This is a genomic window from Lysinibacillus xylanilyticus, assembly GCF_001183605.1.
Classification (GTDB): Bacteria; Bacillota; Bacilli; order Bacillales_A; family Planococcaceae; genus Lysinibacillus; species Lysinibacillus xylanilyticus.
The window spans coordinates 35,761-51,844 of record NZ_LFXJ01000003.1 but is presented as its reverse complement, the minus strand read 5'-3'; the positions used below and the strand labels follow the sequence as shown (position 1 = coordinate 51,844).

At 37.8% G+C, this 16,084-nt stretch carries 13 protein-coding genes; 11 read left to right on the top strand and 2 right to left on the bottom strand.

Annotated features, from left to right (window positions below; genetic code table 11):
• Positions 1 to 167: 167 nt before the first annotated feature.
• The 7 genes from ACZ11_RS02830 to ACZ11_RS02800 all read left to right on the top strand — a co-directional run bounded on the left by ACZ11_RS02830 (position 168) and on the right by ACZ11_RS02800 (position 8,433).
• Entirely contained in the window at positions 168 to 455 is a 288-nt protein-coding gene (locus ACZ11_RS02830; protein WP_049663598.1) for a DUF6509 family protein, read from the top strand.
• A gap of 749 nt (positions 456 to 1,204) precedes the next feature.
• Positions 1,205 to 2,350 (top strand): VanZ family protein, encoded by a 1,146-nt coding sequence (locus tag ACZ11_RS02825; RefSeq protein ID WP_049663596.1) that lies wholly within the window; start codon positions 1,205 to 1,207, stop codon positions 2,348 to 2,350.
• Between the two features lie 13 nt (positions 2,351 to 2,363).
• Positions 2,364 to 3,698, top strand: a complete 1,335-nt coding sequence (locus ACZ11_RS02820) for an FAD-dependent oxidoreductase (RefSeq protein WP_049663594.1) — start codon at positions 2,364 to 2,366, stop codon at positions 3,696 to 3,698.
• Between the two features lie 18 nt (positions 3,699 to 3,716).
• The gene (locus tag ACZ11_RS02815; protein ID WP_049663592.1) at positions 3,717 to 4,190 is read left to right on the top strand and encodes a glutathione peroxidase; all 474 of its coding nucleotides are present in this window, start codon (positions 3,717 to 3,719) and stop codon (positions 4,188 to 4,190) included.
• Between the two features lie 1,256 nt (positions 4,191 to 5,446).
• On the top strand, positions 5,447 to 6,214 hold the full coding sequence (locus ACZ11_RS02810; RefSeq protein ID WP_049663590.1) for an ABC transporter ATP-binding protein: 768 nt from the start codon (positions 5,447 to 5,449) through the stop codon (positions 6,212 to 6,214).
• Positions 6,201 to 8,069 carry an ABC transporter permease gene (locus tag ACZ11_RS02805; protein ID WP_049663587.1) on the top strand — a complete coding sequence of 623 codons (1,869 nt, stop codon included), beginning with the start codon at positions 6,201 to 6,203 and terminating at the stop codon, positions 8,067 to 8,069. Before ACZ11_RS02810 ends, ACZ11_RS02805 begins: the two co-directional genes overlap by 14 nt.
• 1 nt (position 8,070) lies before the next feature.
• Positions 8,071 to 8,433 (top strand): YxeA family protein, encoded by a 363-nt coding sequence (locus ACZ11_RS02800; protein ID WP_049663584.1) that lies wholly within the window; start codon positions 8,071 to 8,073, stop codon positions 8,431 to 8,433.
• Positions 8,434 to 8,460: 27 nt separating this feature from the next.
• On the opposite strand, the gene ACZ11_RS02795 is transcribed toward ACZ11_RS02800, so the two are convergent.
• A complete protein-coding gene (locus tag ACZ11_RS02795; protein WP_049663581.1) occupies positions 8,461 to 9,840 on the bottom strand; it encodes a sensor histidine kinase in 1,380 nt (459 codons plus the stop codon).
• Entirely contained in the window at positions 9,837 to 10,559 is a 723-nt protein-coding gene (locus tag ACZ11_RS02790; RefSeq protein WP_049663579.1) for a response regulator transcription factor, read from the bottom strand. The genes ACZ11_RS02795 and ACZ11_RS02790 overlap by 4 nt, the downstream gene beginning before the upstream one ends.
• Before the next feature lie 480 nt (positions 10,560 to 11,039).
• On the opposite strand from ACZ11_RS02790, the gene ACZ11_RS02785 reads away from it, so the two are divergent.
• From ACZ11_RS02785 to ACZ11_RS02770, 4 genes are all read left to right on the top strand, one after another.
• Positions 11,040 to 11,654, top strand: coding sequence for a PH domain-containing protein (locus tag ACZ11_RS02785; protein WP_049663578.1), 615 nt, complete (start codon positions 11,040 to 11,042; stop codon positions 11,652 to 11,654).
• 82 nt (positions 11,655 to 11,736) lie between these two features.
• Complete coding sequence (locus tag ACZ11_RS02780; RefSeq protein ID WP_049663576.1) at positions 11,737 to 13,095, top strand: acetamidase/formamidase family protein; 1,359 nt, start codon at positions 11,737 to 11,739, stop codon at positions 13,093 to 13,095.
• Between the two features lie 224 nt (positions 13,096 to 13,319).
• On the top strand, positions 13,320 to 13,874 hold the full coding sequence (locus ACZ11_RS02775; RefSeq protein WP_049663575.1) for an HPP family protein: 555 nt from the start codon (positions 13,320 to 13,322) through the stop codon (positions 13,872 to 13,874).
• Between the two features lie 569 nt (positions 13,875 to 14,443).
• On the top strand, positions 14,444 to 15,919 hold the full coding sequence (locus tag ACZ11_RS02770) for a hypothetical protein (protein WP_049663573.1): 1,476 nt from the start codon (positions 14,444 to 14,446) through the stop codon (positions 15,917 to 15,919).
• Positions 15,920 to 16,084: the final 165 nt, after the last annotated feature.

Sequence of the window (16,084 nt, the reverse complement as noted above, 5' to 3'; positions counted from 1 at the left end):
AAAAAACCTCCTTTATGTAGAGTATTCTTAAGAGAATCGCGTCTCTCAACTAGGTCCATTTTATTGTGGCATAATTACTTTCAAGTGTATACGAGTTTTCTATTTGACCAATGCTGAATTTGATTTAATATATAGTATGAACAGGTTAACTTAAAGGAGATCGTACAATGGAAATTACACAATTCTCAATGGAAGAAATTTTAGATCCAACAAACATTATTGAAGGTAAGCGTTACGAATTTATTTTAGATGTAGATATTGATGAAGAAGATGAGCTTTATCACGAAGCAGGAATTGAAATTCGTGTACTAATCGCCGAAAAAGGCGAAGAGCCAGTTATTTTAAATTACTTCATCATGGAAAAAGCAAAAGGTGAATATTTAGATTTTGCATTAGAGGATGAAGAGCTAGAAGAGATTTTAGCATTCTGCAAAGAGGAAATCGCAAAAGCATAGTATGATCGCGTAAAAGCCTTTCCAACAAAAATTAATATTTTCTTATTTGATAAAATTCCGCTTTTCTTTCCGTGAGCAGGCAAGAGCTACATTGGTGTACTCTTGTTTGTCTCCTGGGAGTCAACGCGGAATTTTAACTTATTTCAGCAGATGTCCAAACATTCGCTGAAATAGAGGAACTCAGTCTAAGAACGCCACGTCCTGTGGCAACGACTGAGTGACCAACATCGTTTTGGCCTAAAGCCTCCGGCGGATGTCACAGTATCGGAAAGGAGTTAGTAAAGGATGTTAGCCTAAAATCATCGCATCCTTGCGATAACGACTAACTGACCTTCATCCTGTTGCTGCCGCTACGCTTTCGCACAAAAAACATCTGCAGGCCTAAGCACAAAGCCGATTCCGGACGCAATTATGCCGAGGCATAATTGATCGTTACATCACTAATTAAGAATTATTTAAGATTGGTGAAATATTCGTGTTGTGTTGAAGTGTTAGACTAAGCTTAAGACTTAAATAAAACGGGGATTTTTAAATTTATCATTAAAAGTTAGGGATAATATTTTTAAAACGTATGCTTGTATATAGTTGATTGGAGTGGAGGCTGGGCGACTCCTTGGGGATTAGCGTCACAGATGAGACCCTGCAGCGAAGCGAAGCGGCTCATCGGACGCCCCCAGGAAAGCCCCAGCTGGAACGGAAATCAACCCCACGTTATGTTGAAAGCCGATTTTTAAACGAAGAGGTGTTGTATGTCAGTTTATACACATTCTATTATGGTTGCTTTTTTAATAACAATTTTCTCATCCTTTGTACTATTTGTACCTTGGCTAATTTATACGTATCGGAAATATGGCTATTTATCTGTATCCAAAACCATTATTATGTTCTCATTTATTTTTTACTTTTTATCGGCATTATGCCTAGTTTTACTGCCTTTCCCGGAAACACGTGATACTTGCTCTTTGCAAGCCCCAGATACAGTCCATTATAATTTACATCCTTTTCAATTTGTCACTGATATTTTAAAGGATAGTAGGATTGTTCTGACGGATCCATCAACATGGATGTATATACCGAAAAAGGCTGCTTTTTTCCAGGCGTTCTATAATTTCTTACTGCTCATGCCATTTGGTGTATACTTGCGTTATTTTCTTAAAAAAAGGGAGTACTGGAAGCGTGCATTTCTATTTAGCTTTTTGTTAACATTGTTTTATGAGGTAACCCAATTTACAGGGATTTATGGCATCTTTAATTGTGCGTATCGAATTTTTGATGTGGATGATTTAATGCTTAACAGTGTTGGTGCACTATTAGGGTTCTTTTTAGCTCCCGTTGTGTGGGCGCTGTTTCCTTCTCATGAAGAGGTGGCGGCTAAAGCAGCAGAGATGGTCGAAAAAGATATCGTCAAGCCATTATCAATTTTGTTAGCACTAGCAATAGATTTAATTATCGCACAGTTCATTTTATTCATAATTGATGCTGTAACAGGATATAGTGGTATGTTCGAGTTTTTAGTGAAAATTGCATTATATATGTTGCTATTTGGTGTTGTTCCAAGCTTTACAAACGGTGCAACATTAGGGATGAAGTTTATGCGCTTTACAATGGTAAGTGAAAACGGCAAAAGTATTGTAAGTCAATCATGGCGCCGTTGTATTGCCATTCTCGTGGTAGTATGTACATCGAAGATTATAACAACGCTAGGCCATATCCAATTAGATATGGATTCACCATTTTATGTGCTGCAAATTGTCATTACATTGCTAGCATTTATAGCGAACTTTATTCTAACGATGATTATTGCTATTCATGTAATACGCATCATCGTAAGTGGAGGCAGACGCCGTTTATTTATGGACTATTATGCAGGCTTAATAGCAACGAGAAAAAAATAAGGGGGATTGTTGGATGAAATACGTAATCATCGGAGGAGATGCTGCCGGAATGTCAGCAGCAATGGAAATATATCGAAATGTACCAGGAGCAGAGATTACATCTGTAGAACGTGGATTTATTTATTCATATGGGCAGTGTGGCTTGCCCTATGTTGTAGATGGGCGTATTTCATCGACAAAGCGGCTTATAGCAAGAGATGTAGAAACGTTTCGTGATAAGTATCGTATTGATGCCCGTGTTGGTCATGAGGTTAACGGAATTGATGTAGACAAGAAACTTGTTTTTGGAACGCAGTCGTCTGGAGAATCATTTGAATTTCCCTATGATAAGCTACTTATTGCAACAGGTGCAGACCCTATTATGCCTGTGGAGAAGGGTTCAGATTTAACGGGTATACACACGGTGAAAACAATACCTCAGCTAGAGGATTTGCTAGCTGATTTAACGTCAGATATAGAAAATGTAACGATTATAGGTGCAGGCTATATTGGGCTAGAGATGGCCGAAACGATACACGCTTGCGGCAAAAAGGTAAGATTGATTCAACGAGGTAGCTATGTTGCAAGAATTCTAGACGAAGAGTTTGCGCAACATGTTCATGAGGAAGCGAAAAAGAACGACATCGAGCTTGTGCTAAATACAAAAGTAGAAGCGTTTGAGGGCAATCACCGTGTTGAACGTGTTATTACGGACAATGGCACATTTGAAACAGATTTAGTCATTATGGCTGTGGGGATTAAACCGAATACACAATTTTTAGAGGGAACAGGCATTGCATTAGCTAAAAATGGTGCAGTCATCGTCAATCGACATTTAGAGACATCTGTTGAAAATATTTATGCTGCGGGAGATTGTGCAACGCATTTTAATATTGTAAAGGAACGCTTAGATTATATACCTCTTGGCACGACAGCTAATAAACAAGGTCGTTTAGCAGGACTCAATATGTCGGGTAAGTCTGCGCCGTTTAGTGGTATTGTAGGTACTTCAATCTTAAAGTTTTTCAATTTAACGATCGCCACGACAGGTATTAATGAGCGCAATGCTAAAGAGCTAGGTTTTGAATATGAGGCATTTAAATTATCTGCCCGCCATATTGCAGGCTATTATCCAGGTGCTCAACGGATGTTTATTAAAATTGTTGTTCGTAAACGAGATCAACAGCTTTTAGGAGCACAAATTGTTGGACCCGCAGGTGTTGATAAACGGATCGATGTGTTTGCAACAGCCTTATACAATAAAATGACATTACCAGATTTACTAGATTTAGATTTAGCCTATGCGCCTCCATTCAATGGTGTTTGGGATCCCCTACAGCAGGTTGCCAGAAAAAATGCGCGTTTATAACATAGGAGGTTATTTGAAATGAGCATGTACGACATTCAGGTTGCTTTAGAAGATGGTACTGAATATAGCTTAGATCGTTATAAGGGTAAGGCAATGTTAATTGTTAATACGGCTTCCAAATGTGGCTTTACACCACAGTTTGAGGAATTAGAAGGTCTATATAAAAAGTATCAAGATGAAGGCCTTGTTGTGCTTGGCTTCCCATCAAATCAGTTTAAGCAAGAAGTTGCGACTGCTGAGGAAGCGGCATCACAATGTCGTTTGACATATGGGGTGACGTTCCCTATGCATGAAATAGTGAAAGTTAATGGTAAGGATGCACACCCTATTTTTGACCATTTAACATCCCATTCAAAAGGTTTTCTCGGCAACGGCATAAAGTGGAATTTCACAAAATTCCTTGTGAATCGCAATGGCGAGGTTGTTGGACGTTATGGATCAGCGGATAAGCCAAGTAGCTTTGAGGATGAGATAAAAAAAGCATTAGCATAATAAAGTAAATGGATTCACGCACAGTTTTGTGTGTGAATCTTTTTTTGTTCTTTGGCAGGTAGATGTCGATAAAGATTAAAAGTTGGTTGATAAATCGTGAAAGTTAGTCGATAAAATTCAAAAGTTGGTTGATAAATCGTGAAAGTTAGTCGATAAAGATTAAAAGTTAGTCGATAATTCTTGAAAGTGCCCGAATAACTAAAAAGTTGGATGACATTTTGTTAAAACTCCTGTCATGAGGATAGGTTGATTGGAGTGGAGACCGGGAGACATAATAAAGTAAAAGGATTCACGCACAGTTTTGTGTGTGAATCTTTTTTTGCTCTTTGGCAGTTGGAAGTCGATAAAGTTCAGAAGTTGGTTGATAAAACGTGAAAGTTAATCGATAAAGATTAAAAGTTAGTCGATAATTCTTGAAAGTGCCCGAATAACTAAAAAGTTGGATGACATTTTGTTAAAACTCCTGTCATGAGGATAGGTTGATTGGAGTGGAGACCGGGAGACATAATAAAGTAAAAGGATTCACGCACAGTTTTGTGTGTGAATCTTTTTTTGCTCTTTGGCAGTTGGAAGTCGATAAAGTTCAGAAGTTGGTTGATAAAACGTGAAAGTTAATCGATAAAGATTAAAAGTTAGTCGATAATTCTTGAAAGTGCCCGAATAACTAAAAAGTTGGATGACATTTTGTTAAAACTCCTGTCATGAGGATAGGTTGATTGGAGTGGAGACCGGGAGACATAATAAAGTAAAAGGATTCACGCACAGTTTTGTGTGTGAATCTTTTTTTGCTCTTTGGCAGTTGGAAGTCGATAAAGTTCAGAAGTTGGTTGATAAAACGTGAAAGTTAATCGATAAAGATTAAAAGTTAGTCGATAATTCTTGAAAGTGCCCGAATAACTAAAAAGTTGGATGACATTTTGTTAAAACTCCTGTCATGAGGATAGGTTGATTGGAATGAAGACTGGGCGACTCCTTGGGGGCGAGCACATAGAGGAACGAAGGCTAAAATCATCACGTCCTGTGATAACGCCTTTGTGACCAACATCGGTGCTGTTGCCGCTGCCGCTTCGCTTTCGCACAGATGAACCCCTTTTGCTGTCGCTTCGTTGCACTACGCTTCGCACAGAATGAACCCCAGTTGGAACGGAAATCAACCCCTCATTTATGATGACGATTTAAGGTTGTTGTAAGCTTGCGACAAATTTGCTGTAAGTTTGGGGGGGTATACTAAAGTCAGAAAGAAGAGGTGAGCGTTTATGACGCCATTATTAAAGGTACAAAATGTTGAAAAGACTTACGGCAAAGGCGCAAATACATTTACAGCGCTATCGAATATATCATTTGAAGTAGAAAAAGGAGAGTTTGTTGGTGTAATGGGGCCTTCAGGGGCTGGGAAATCGACGCTACTAAATGTGTTAGCGACAATTGATACACCAACGACTGGTGAAATCATTATTGGAGATACAAATTTAGCGCGCATGAAGGATGCAGAGTTAGCAGATTTTCGTCGCGATAATCTAGGCTTTATCTTCCAAGACTATAACTTACTCGATTCATTAACAGTTCGCGAAAATATCGTACTGCCGCTTGCGATTGCAAAAGTGCCAACAAAGGCAATTAACGCAAAGGTAGAACGCATAGCTACACTGTTTGGGATAAAAGAGTTACTCGATAAATACCCATATCAAATTTCAGGTGGGCAAAAACAACGTACAGCATCATCACGTGCATTAGTTACAGAGCCGAAATTAATTTTTGCGGATGAGCCAACAGGTGCTCTTGATTCAAAATCAGCAACAGACTTGCTTGAAAGTTTAAGTGATCTGAATAATTCTCAAGCGGCCACTATTATGATGGTTACGCATGATGCATTCGCAGCAAGCTTCTGCCAGCGTATTATTTTCATTCAGGATGGACAGCTTTCTAAGGAAATTCATCGTGGTACTCAAACAAGAAAGCAATTTTTCCAAGAGATTTTACAGGTGCTTGCTGGCATCGGAGGTGGAGTAAATGACGTTATTTAGTTTAGCGCGTAAAAATATTCAGCGCAATTTGTCGAACTACTTTTTATATATAGCCTCAATGGTTTTTAGTATCGTCATCTACTTCACGTTTGTGACGCTGAAATATAATGATGATCTTTCAGCCTTAAAACAATCATCACAGCAAATTAAAGGATTGATGAGTGCATCATCCGTTGTGCTATTATTCTTTATCATCATCTTTATGGCATATTCTAATTCGTTTTTTATGAAAAAACGAAAAAAGGAAGTTGCACTTTACTCACTTCTAGGTGTGCGTAAGCAGAAAATTGGCTTAATGCTCTTTTTTGAGAATTTAGTAATCGGTTTTGTTTCTCTAATACTAGGAATTGTTCTTGGATTCTTTATGTCTCAAGGTTTATTAATGATTTTAGTACGTTTGATGGGCTATGAGGTTGTAGGGAGTTTAACATTTTCCACGGAGGCTCTAGTAAATACAGCAGGAATTTTTACGCTACTATTTTTATTCACATCTTTACAGGGCTATCGTGTTATCTATCAATTTAAATTGATTGACCTGTTCCATGCAGAGAAGCAAGGAGAGAAAATTCCACGTGCATCGATTTTAACAGCTATTCTTGGGACAGCGTTACTTGCATTTGGTTATTATACAGCGTCTTCAGAAATCTTTACGAGTAATATTTGGAGATTCTTCACTATACTAGGTACTCCATTAATGGTTATAGGTATGACAATTGCAGGGACATATTTATTATTCCATAGTGTTAGCGTATTTGTGTTAACAGCGTTGAAAAAAGCAACTTCTTGGTCATGGAAAGGCTTGAATTTAATTGGTGTATCGCAATTATTGTACCGTATTCGAGCAAATGCTAAATCTCTTTCAATCATCGCTATTTTAAGTGCAACTACGATTACAGCAGGTGGCGGCGTTTTCGGAATGTACTACAATGCGGAGGCCAGTGTACGTCAAATGCTACCTAACACATTTATGTGGAAGGGCGATACGGTGAAATTTTCTCAAGAAGACGTCTTATACAACGAATCGCTTTCTGTGAAAAATTTACGCGTGGATAATGAATATTCATTTTTTGAATATACATTATTAAAGGAATCTGACTATAATCGTTTAGCAAAATTGCAGGGGAAAGATGAAGAACTGCACATTGCAAATGGTTCAACAGTTTTACTTGATGCAAGCTTCGATGAACGTTTTTCACATGATTTTACGGGTGAAGAGTTTAAATTGGAGAACGGGGAATCATTCCATGTTGATAAAATGTATACAGAGAGTGTATTAAACTTTATTCCAGCTGGGACAGTCCTCGTAGTTAATGATAAAGTGTTCGCTGCAACAAATGCAGAAGGTGTTAAAATGCAGGTAGTTGGTATGGATAATGACTTGAAGCAACAGGCAATTTCAAAGGAAATTTACAAGCAACTATCAGCTGAACAGCAGGAAGGGTTTTCAAGTGTTCCGCAAAGTTATGAGGATGGTTTAGCTACTGTAGGATCACTATTGTTTGTAGGAAGCTTTTTAGGATTAGTATTTTTAGCAGCGACAGGAAGTATTATTTACTTCAAAGTTTTAACAGAGGCAGAGGAAGATCAGCCTAAATATGCAATTTTAAATAAAATCGGTGTTAACAAAAAACAAATATTAAAAACAGTTGCAGGGCAGGTTGCCGTTATCTTTAGTGCACCACTCGTTGTCGGCATCGTCCATAGTGCATTTGCGCTACTAGCCTTTTCACAGCTATTTGGTATGGATATAACTAAACCAGTAATACTGTGGATGATTGCTTATTCAGCAATTTACGGCGTATATTATATCTTTACAGTTCGTTCATTCTATAAAATTATTAGACAGGGGAATTAATATGAAAAAGGTTTTCGCAGGTATAGGAGTATTGTTCTTATTGTTCGTAGCAGGTCTTGTTGTTCTGATGACCGTAGATTTTAACCGTTTAAATAAAGAAGCATACTATGTTCATATCACTACTGATGGTGATGTAGAGGAATATAAGCTAGATAGTGGAGAAATTATGAAATCGTATTGGTACGAGATACCTGCTTATGACGAAAACGGTAAAGAGCAAACATTAAAGTTTTCAGCTCAGAAAAATTTACGCCATGATGCATACATGAAGCTTTATGTAAAAAAAGAAACGGAAGTTACATCATATGATGAAGTAAAATTCCATGAGCTACCTAAAAAAGTACAGGAGCTAATGAAGAAATAAGAAAAAGGAGTAGTCCCTAGTAACGGGCTACTCCTTTTCTCCTTCTTGTAACTGAATGCTGACAGTTGTACCTTGTTGTTCTTCAGAGGTAATAGTTACAGTTCCTCCGTGCGCTTCAATAATATCTCTAGCAATAGCAGTACCTAACCCGGTACCAAGTGTTTGTTCAGTATTTGTCCCTCGATAATAGCGCTCAAAAATATGTTCAAGATCTTCGGCAGAAATGCCTTTACCATTATCAGAAATTGTAATAGAAGTATCATCAACAAGAACATTGACTGCAACATCAGAAGGGTTATGAAGCAATGCATTGTGTAAAAAATTCATCACGGCTCGTCGCATAAAGTGCTCGTCAATGTGATGCTTGATGACATCTTTAGTTGCATTAAATTCAATATTTGCTTGCTCATATTGTGGTGTATTGAGTGTATCAATAACGATTTCACGAACAAATTGCACCATATTTACCTCGGTTAAGCTGAGCGGAAGCTGCTGATGTCTTAATCGCATAGTTAAATTTAAATCATCCAATAAATCTTGCATATGCAATGATTGTTTTTCGATAATCTGAGCATATTCTGTTTGTTCACCAGGAGTCATTTTCCCATCATTCAGCAGCTCAGCATAACCACGAATCGAGGCAAGGGGCGTTTTCATATCGTGTGAGACATTACTGATCCATTCCTCGCGCATCATCTCTAATCTTTTACGTTCCTGCTCATGTGCAGCTAGTTCTCTTGATACTTCATTTAAATTTTCAAAAACTGGTTTGTACACACCACCAGGCATTTTATTAGGCATATGCTCATGATTTTTTAAATGACGAATCCGTTCGATTATTGAATGTAGAGGTTTGGTCAACGTACGACCGAAAAGCCATCCAACTAGTGTAGCTACTAATAAGTCGGCAATAACAATGAATAACCCAAACTTGCCAATAAACTGTAATACTGATGAGCCAGAAAAATGCATGACTAATCTTGCAGTATCGCTACCCTTAATACCAACGAGATAACTAACAGCATCCTTACTGCCTACATACACCGTAGTATCAGCATCAAATTCTTGATATTTATATACTTGAATTAAGTCGATGGGTGCATAATGCGACTGAGCCTTATCTGGTGCATAATGCGATTCAAGGACCTGACCATTAACATCAAGCAATTGAATCCAAGCATTTCGCTGATGTAAGCGTTGAAGTCCCTCTTCACTTACTGATGGCGTACCATTACTGATTTCAATATACTTCTGGAAGTCCCGGACAAAGATTTCTTCTGTATATGCAATTCCCCGATCTAGCTGATAAGAGAGGAGCCCGATTAGAATGGCCGTATTGACGAAAATAACAATAATAACAATAGACAGCACAGACAGAAGGAATCTAGCTGTTAATTTCCATTTCATACTTGCTCCTCTTTTGGAACGACAAATTTATAGCCAAGCCCTTTTACAGTTGTAATATACACAGGTTTTGATGCATCCTTTTCAACCTTTTCACGCAGACGTCGAATATGCACCATTACGGTATTGTCTGAGCCGAAAAAATCCTCTCCCCATACACGTTCAAACAACGTCTCTTTACTTAAAATTCGATTAGGATTGTGCATAAAGCAAGCCATTAAGCCGATTTCCTTTGCCGTTAGCTCCAATAAATCGCTGTCCTTATGTACCTCCGTTTCGTCACCATTAAGCAAGAATGGACCAACTTGAATAGACTTCACGGAAGTTACTGGCGCTGCTTCTTGCGTTTGATAGCCAGCTCTGCGAAGCTGTGCTTTCACACGATAGGCGACCTCTTTAGGACTAAAAGGTTTCGTAATGTAATCGTCACCTCCGATAGCAAGTCCTAAAATTTTATCAATTTCCTCATTTTTCGCTGACATGAAAAGCACCGGCACATGTGACACTTCTCGAATACGTCGACATAAATCATAGCCCTCACCATCAGGAAGCATCACATCAAGAAGTACAATATCGGGCTGCGTCTGTTGAAAGCTCGTCCAAGCTTCTTGAATGGAGCCAGCTGTATGAATTTGCTTATAACCTTCTCTTTGTAGGCTGACTTTTAGAAGATTTGCTAAATCTGCCTCATCATCCACCACTAGAATAGTTGGTTCTTGCATAGTTCCACGTCCTTTCTTCTTTATATTGTAAATCGTCATTAGAATTTTAAGAATAGAGTATGGCTAATAAGTTTAGTAATAGCGCGATAAGCAATTACTTATTATTTGAAATAAAAGTTACCGATTGAAATATCACTTTATGTGACTCATTATAAATGAAATTTGCTTAAAAAAGGAATTGAGACATTCCTTGAATTAAAAATATAAAAACGTTAACCGATCAGTTACCTATTTCAAAATGGGAAAATGGTAATTGTTATCCGGATTTAGATAATCTCATTTCATTAAGTGGGTTATATTATAAAATACATTAGAATACTCGCTAGCTCCTGCATTCGGTCATTGATAGCAGGAGCTGTTTTTATAAATTTTTTAAACCATTTCAGAAAAGGTCAGTACTATTAAGAGCATTAAGGCTTTTTGAAACTTTTTACAGATGTAAAGCGTAATAAGAGTATTAACCATTGAAGGAGGCAAACAATGTTTAAAAAAATAGCAGCAGACGCACTCGGACTTTCGGATATTGGGGTAGTTGTCACTCGTGAGGACTATGATAAGACGGATGCAGATGATTTTATCCTGCATGAAATTGATGAGAAAATTTATTTTTTAATTAAGACGAAGGCAGATGAGTATTGCTTTACAAATCGTGCGATCATCCATGTAGACGGTGAAAGCGCGATGAGCAAAAAGCGTTTACTGTGTCGTTACGACTACTCAATGCACTATATTAGCGATGTATTCCTCGAAACAGCAGGAACTATTGACCTTGATGTCGAAATTAAATTTACAATCGACAATACACCATTATCAATTGATATTCATAAACGTTTTATCGATGACATTAAAGATTTATATAAAGCGTTGCATGCCATCAGCTATGAGCAAAAGCAAAATGCATACAAGCTAGAGGTGGCAGAAAAGAGTTTATCCGTTGCTTCTTCATCCATTGGTCGTATCGGTAATGACAATGTCTCACCATCTGCATCCTTCGAAGAGATTACACGTTTTGCGAATAATTGGATGATTGACCATAAGGACAAATACAAGAAAGAAGATTTCTCACACATATTTGATTTATACATGAACAATTAAGGAATATAGCTCTCTACGTTTTGTGGAGAGCATTTTTAACATAAGTATATACATAAAATCAGAACTAGGAGCGTGACGAAAAATGATAAACGAGTTGCAAATGCTAGAAAATGAAGAAACGGAAAGCGAAGACCTTGTACAGCATCCGCAAGCCGTCGAAACATTATTCGTAAATGAGTTCATAGATGGTATTTTAGATCCACAACAGAAAATGCTTGGACCTGTAAAAGATGGTGGCACAATTATTGCTAATACTACGCCGGGATGTTGGGGCCCGATGCTTACACCAACGATTCGTGGTGGGCATGAAGTAACAAAGCCTGTATTTGTAGAAGGGGCAGAGGTAGGAGACGCTATTGTCATCAAAATTAAATCCATACAGGTGACATCAATAGCAACAGCATCTGGGCACGATGAGGTAATTCCAGATCGATTCATTGGGGATCCATTCGTATCAGTAAAATGCCCAGGTTGTGGTAAGCTTCATCCTAGTACAGTTGTCAAAGGGATAGGTCGGCAAGCCATTCGTTGTTCGACATGTGATACAGAAACATCGCCTTTTAACATGACGAACGGCTATACTATGGCGCTAGATCATAAAGGTAATATTGGTGTGACTGTTGGGCGGGAAGGGGCTCGCCGTATAGCACTTGATGCTAAAAATTATATGCGTACACCTGAAAACTCTGTGCAAAATCCTGTGGTTGCATTAGCACCAAGTGATTTAATTGGTGTTATGGCAAGAATGAGACCTTTTTTAGGGCAGCTTGGAACAACACCTTCAAAGGCGATGCCAGACTCCCATAATGCTGGTGATTTTGGTTCATTTTTAATCGGTGCGCCACATGAATATGCATTTACGCAGACTGAATTAGATACACATCGTACAGATGGACATATGGATATAAGCCGTGTTCGTGAGGGTGCAACAATAATTTGCCCAGTTAAGGTTCCTGGGGGCGGTGTGTATATTGGTGATATGCACGCAATGCAAGGGGACGGAGAAATTGCAGGACATACAACGGATGTTGCCGGCATTGTTCAACTTCAGGTAAGTGTGTTGAAAAAGGTAGCTTTGGATGGCCCTATTTTATTGCCAAATACAGAGGATTTGCCTTATACGGCTAAACCTTTTACAAAGGAAGAAAAACGTCGTGCACGTGAGCTTGCTGAGGAATTCGGCGTTAAACAAGTGGAAGAAGTATTCCCTGTATCAATTGTTGGTTCTGGAACATCATTAAATGAAGCAACAACTAATGCTATAAGCCGTGCTGCAAGGCTTTTTGAGATGAGCGAGCCAGAGGTCATGAATCGAGCGACAATTACAGGATCAATTGAAATTGGTCGTCACCCTGGAGTTGTAACAGCAACCTTGCAAGTACCTAAAACAGTACTAAAAAAAGCAAGAATTTATAAGCCAGTGAAAAAACAATATGATTAAAGGCATTCCAAAAAGCCCAGAAAAAAAGCAAACTAGAAGATTTCATAGTTTGCTTTTTTGTGTTGGATATATTTTTATATGGTGAAAGACGGATTTGAATTTATGTCTAAAATTCGACATTTTGAAATTAAATTCTATTTAGTAGTGTTATAATAGAACAAGCTTAGAATTCACAAAAAATCGATACGGTTCTATATAATTTAGAATAAAGAGGAAGGTAACTCATGGCAGATTTCATACGCTTGCAGGACAAGGAAGAAAAATCGAAACCTATTAAAGCATACATATTCAAGATGAAAGGTGGGGGACATGCTCCTTCGCGAACAAATTTTGCTGATGCCATAACAGGTGCAATCGGTGGATTAATATGTATTTCTATGTTGCTTTGGTTGACGAACTATACAGGTGCCTCATGGTTAATGGCGTCACTTGGTGGAAGCTGTGTACTCGTATTTGTCGTTTGGAATGCGCCATTGTCCCAACCTCGAAATATTATTGGAGGTCATTTGATTTCAGCTTTAATCGGCTTGACCATGTATTCGTTGTTAGGGACGAGCATTGTCTCAATTAGCCTTGGCGTAAGTTTAACAATTTTTTTAATGGCCTTATTAGGAATTATTCATCCGCCAGCAGGAGCGAATCCAATTATAATTATTTTAGGAGGCTATGGATGGAGCTATCTAGTAATGCCCGTTCTTATTGGTGCTCTCATTATCGTATTCTTTGGTCTTGTCATAAATAATCTACGAGAAACGCGGAAGTATCCTTTGTTTTGGTGAGGAATAAATTCGAGCATGTGGCAAAAAAATGTGTTGCGCTTCGTGAAAATAAACATTGCCGCTGCGCTTTCGATGCAGAAAAAATAGGTCAAAGACTTTGACGTATTTTTTTGTATCTATTTTGTTAGTTGTTCGTCTACTGTTGTGAAAATGCTTTTTCTATCTTGTATTGGTGAATGATGCATAACTTTTTTAGTTGTGCGTATTATGGTGCTAGCTTTGAGTTGGCGTAGGCAATGATTATTTGTAACAATACGAATGGGCTACCAGTTTATGAGTGTTTGTCCAAGGAACTCATTAGCTGCTCCTCTTTTAAACAGCAAATTTAATCTTTACCCATCTATGAGGTATTTGGCCTTTAGGTGGCTTTTTTTATGCGTTGTAGTTAAAGTTGTCGATTTTTCACGAATACTTTTGTTGTCATTTCTTTTATGTAAATCATGATTTCTTTAGCATATGTTGGATAAGATTTGTTATATTGAAGAAAGAGTGTTAAAAGATATAATCAAGTATTTTACAGGATAGGGGAAGATCTTTGTTGGTTGAATTTGATGGGGGGCTCCAGTTGCATGCTGTTGGATTGTGATGAGCAGTTATTCATGACATATAAACAAAGTGGTGAAAAGGGTGCTGAAAAATTACTTTCAAAATGGTTAGAAGCAGAGATTGATTCACCAGTAGACCCGAAAATTCTAGGTACTGCACTTTCACCAAATTTATTTCTAGTGAATGAGGAAACAGCGATGAATATTGCGTTTTCAACTGCACGAAAATATTGGGGCCGTGTAACGACAGATATGCAAACTTTTTTTAATAAACATGGTTTGGATACTAAATTTGTCACTGAACGTCTCAATGCCTTTTTTTATACGCAAAAAGGCAAGGAGACCTTTTTTGAGCAGCTTTTTGCACAGCATACAATGGACTTAGAACGATTAATCTGGCTAATTTTCGGGAAGCGTATGCAAATTACAATGCCAGTTAACGAACTACAAACTATATTTTTATATAAATTTGAAAATGAATATTTTGTGCATATGATTTATAAAGGAGAAGCCCAATTTTGGCATTGGCTTTTCATAAAAAAAGTTTATTCACTGTTTATCCACAAACCATTAGAACAATTCACATTTATCCATGAAATGATGGGGCATATTGAGCAATCTACAAGAAAAGCTTGTGTACATGTGGATAACTTTGTGAATAATTATAGAGGGATTCTGGATAAGTGTATAACTTATGTGGATAACCGTAATTCTACTTGCCTGGCTAAAAAACAGTTACATCTTTACCAAATTGTAACGCAATATCGTCTATCGGAAGGGGATTATCGGTGTGTTAAAGCGCTAATTACTTCTTTTGAAGCGGATTGGCGTTATTCAATGTATGCATTGACAGAGAAAGAAAAAGCTTTGATTGCCTATCTTCTGTTTCATATAGCGCATCAGGAGCAGAGCCACGAAACTGTTATTCATTACGGTGAGTATTTATTAGAAGATGAACGACTTAATAATTACGCGATAGAGATTTTGTTGGAATATAAGGATTTATTGCCGAATCGTAAGCCAACACCTCCTGCCATTATTAAAAATTATGAACTTAATTTTTTAGAAAACTTGTATGCAGTATTGCTTGATCATTATGTAAAAATGGGGCGTTATCAAGAGGGGCTCCTGCTTTTAAAGGAGCATGTACTAGCATCCAATAAAAAAATACATGCCTCTTTAGTACAGAGTAACTATAGTAATGAGCAATTTATTGCGATTGAGGCATCAGTTCAGCAGGATATTGCTCTTCATGTTAATAATTCATTACAGCATATCGGCTTGTCTGTGGAAGAATGGCGTCGACTTTATCGTCAGATAGGAACGCCTTGCTATTCGGTAGCGCAGAGCGCATCCGCGCATATGCTCAATATATTAAAAGTTTTATTTGTGACGGAGCAGTATGAGGTGTTTGAAAAATTAATGGAAATTTATAAAAAATATTTACTCATTGATGATCATTTCGAAAAACTACGAGTCTTTATAAGTGCATATGTTTAACTTATTTCTGCAGGTGTACAAACATCCGTACCTGTCGCTACGCTTTTTTGCACAAAAGACATTCGCTGAAATAAAGGAAATCAGTCTAAGAACGCCACGTCCTGTGGCAAAGACTGAGTGACCTACATCAAAAAAGTGTCTAATGTATTTTAATTGCAGCATTAG

Bases quoted from the DNA above. Each gene is read 5' to 3' on its own strand.
- ACZ11_RS02825 (WP_049663596.1), top strand. From the start codon at position 1,205: ATGTCAGTTTATACACATTCTATTATGGTTGCTTTTTTAATAACAATT.
- ACZ11_RS02780 (WP_049663576.1), top strand. From the start codon at position 11,737: ATGATAAACGAGTTGCAAATGCTAGAAAATGAAGAAACGGAAAGCGAA.
- ACZ11_RS02775 (WP_049663575.1), top strand. From the start codon at position 13,320: ATGGCAGATTTCATACGCTTGCAGGACAAGGAAGAAAAATCGAAACCT.
- ACZ11_RS02810 (WP_049663590.1), top strand. From the start codon at position 5,447: ATGACGCCATTATTAAAGGTACAAAATGTTGAAAAGACTTACGGCAAA.
- ACZ11_RS02770 (WP_049663573.1), top strand. From the start codon at position 14,444: ATGCTGTTGGATTGTGATGAGCAGTTATTCATGACATATAAACAAAGT.
- ACZ11_RS02820 (WP_049663594.1), top strand. From the start codon at position 2,364: ATGAAATACGTAATCATCGGAGGAGATGCTGCCGGAATGTCAGCAGCA.
- ACZ11_RS02785 (WP_049663578.1), top strand. From the start codon at position 11,040: ATGTTTAAAAAAATAGCAGCAGACGCACTCGGACTTTCGGATATTGGG.
- ACZ11_RS02800 (WP_049663584.1), top strand. From the start codon at position 8,071: ATGAAAAAGGTTTTCGCAGGTATAGGAGTATTGTTCTTATTGTTCGTA.
- ACZ11_RS02805 (WP_049663587.1), top strand. From the start codon at position 6,201: ATGACGTTATTTAGTTTAGCGCGTAAAAATATTCAGCGCAATTTGTCG.
- ACZ11_RS02795 (WP_049663581.1), bottom strand. From the start codon at position 9,840: ATGAAATGGAAATTAACAGCTAGATTCCTTCTGTCTGTGCTGTCTATT.
- ACZ11_RS02830 (WP_049663598.1), top strand. From the start codon at position 168: ATGGAAATTACACAATTCTCAATGGAAGAAATTTTAGATCCAACAAAC.
- ACZ11_RS02790 (WP_049663579.1), bottom strand. From the start codon at position 10,559: ATGCAAGAACCAACTATTCTAGTGGTGGATGATGAGGCAGATTTAGCA.
- ACZ11_RS02815 (WP_049663592.1), top strand. From the start codon at position 3,717: ATGAGCATGTACGACATTCAGGTTGCTTTAGAAGATGGTACTGAATAT.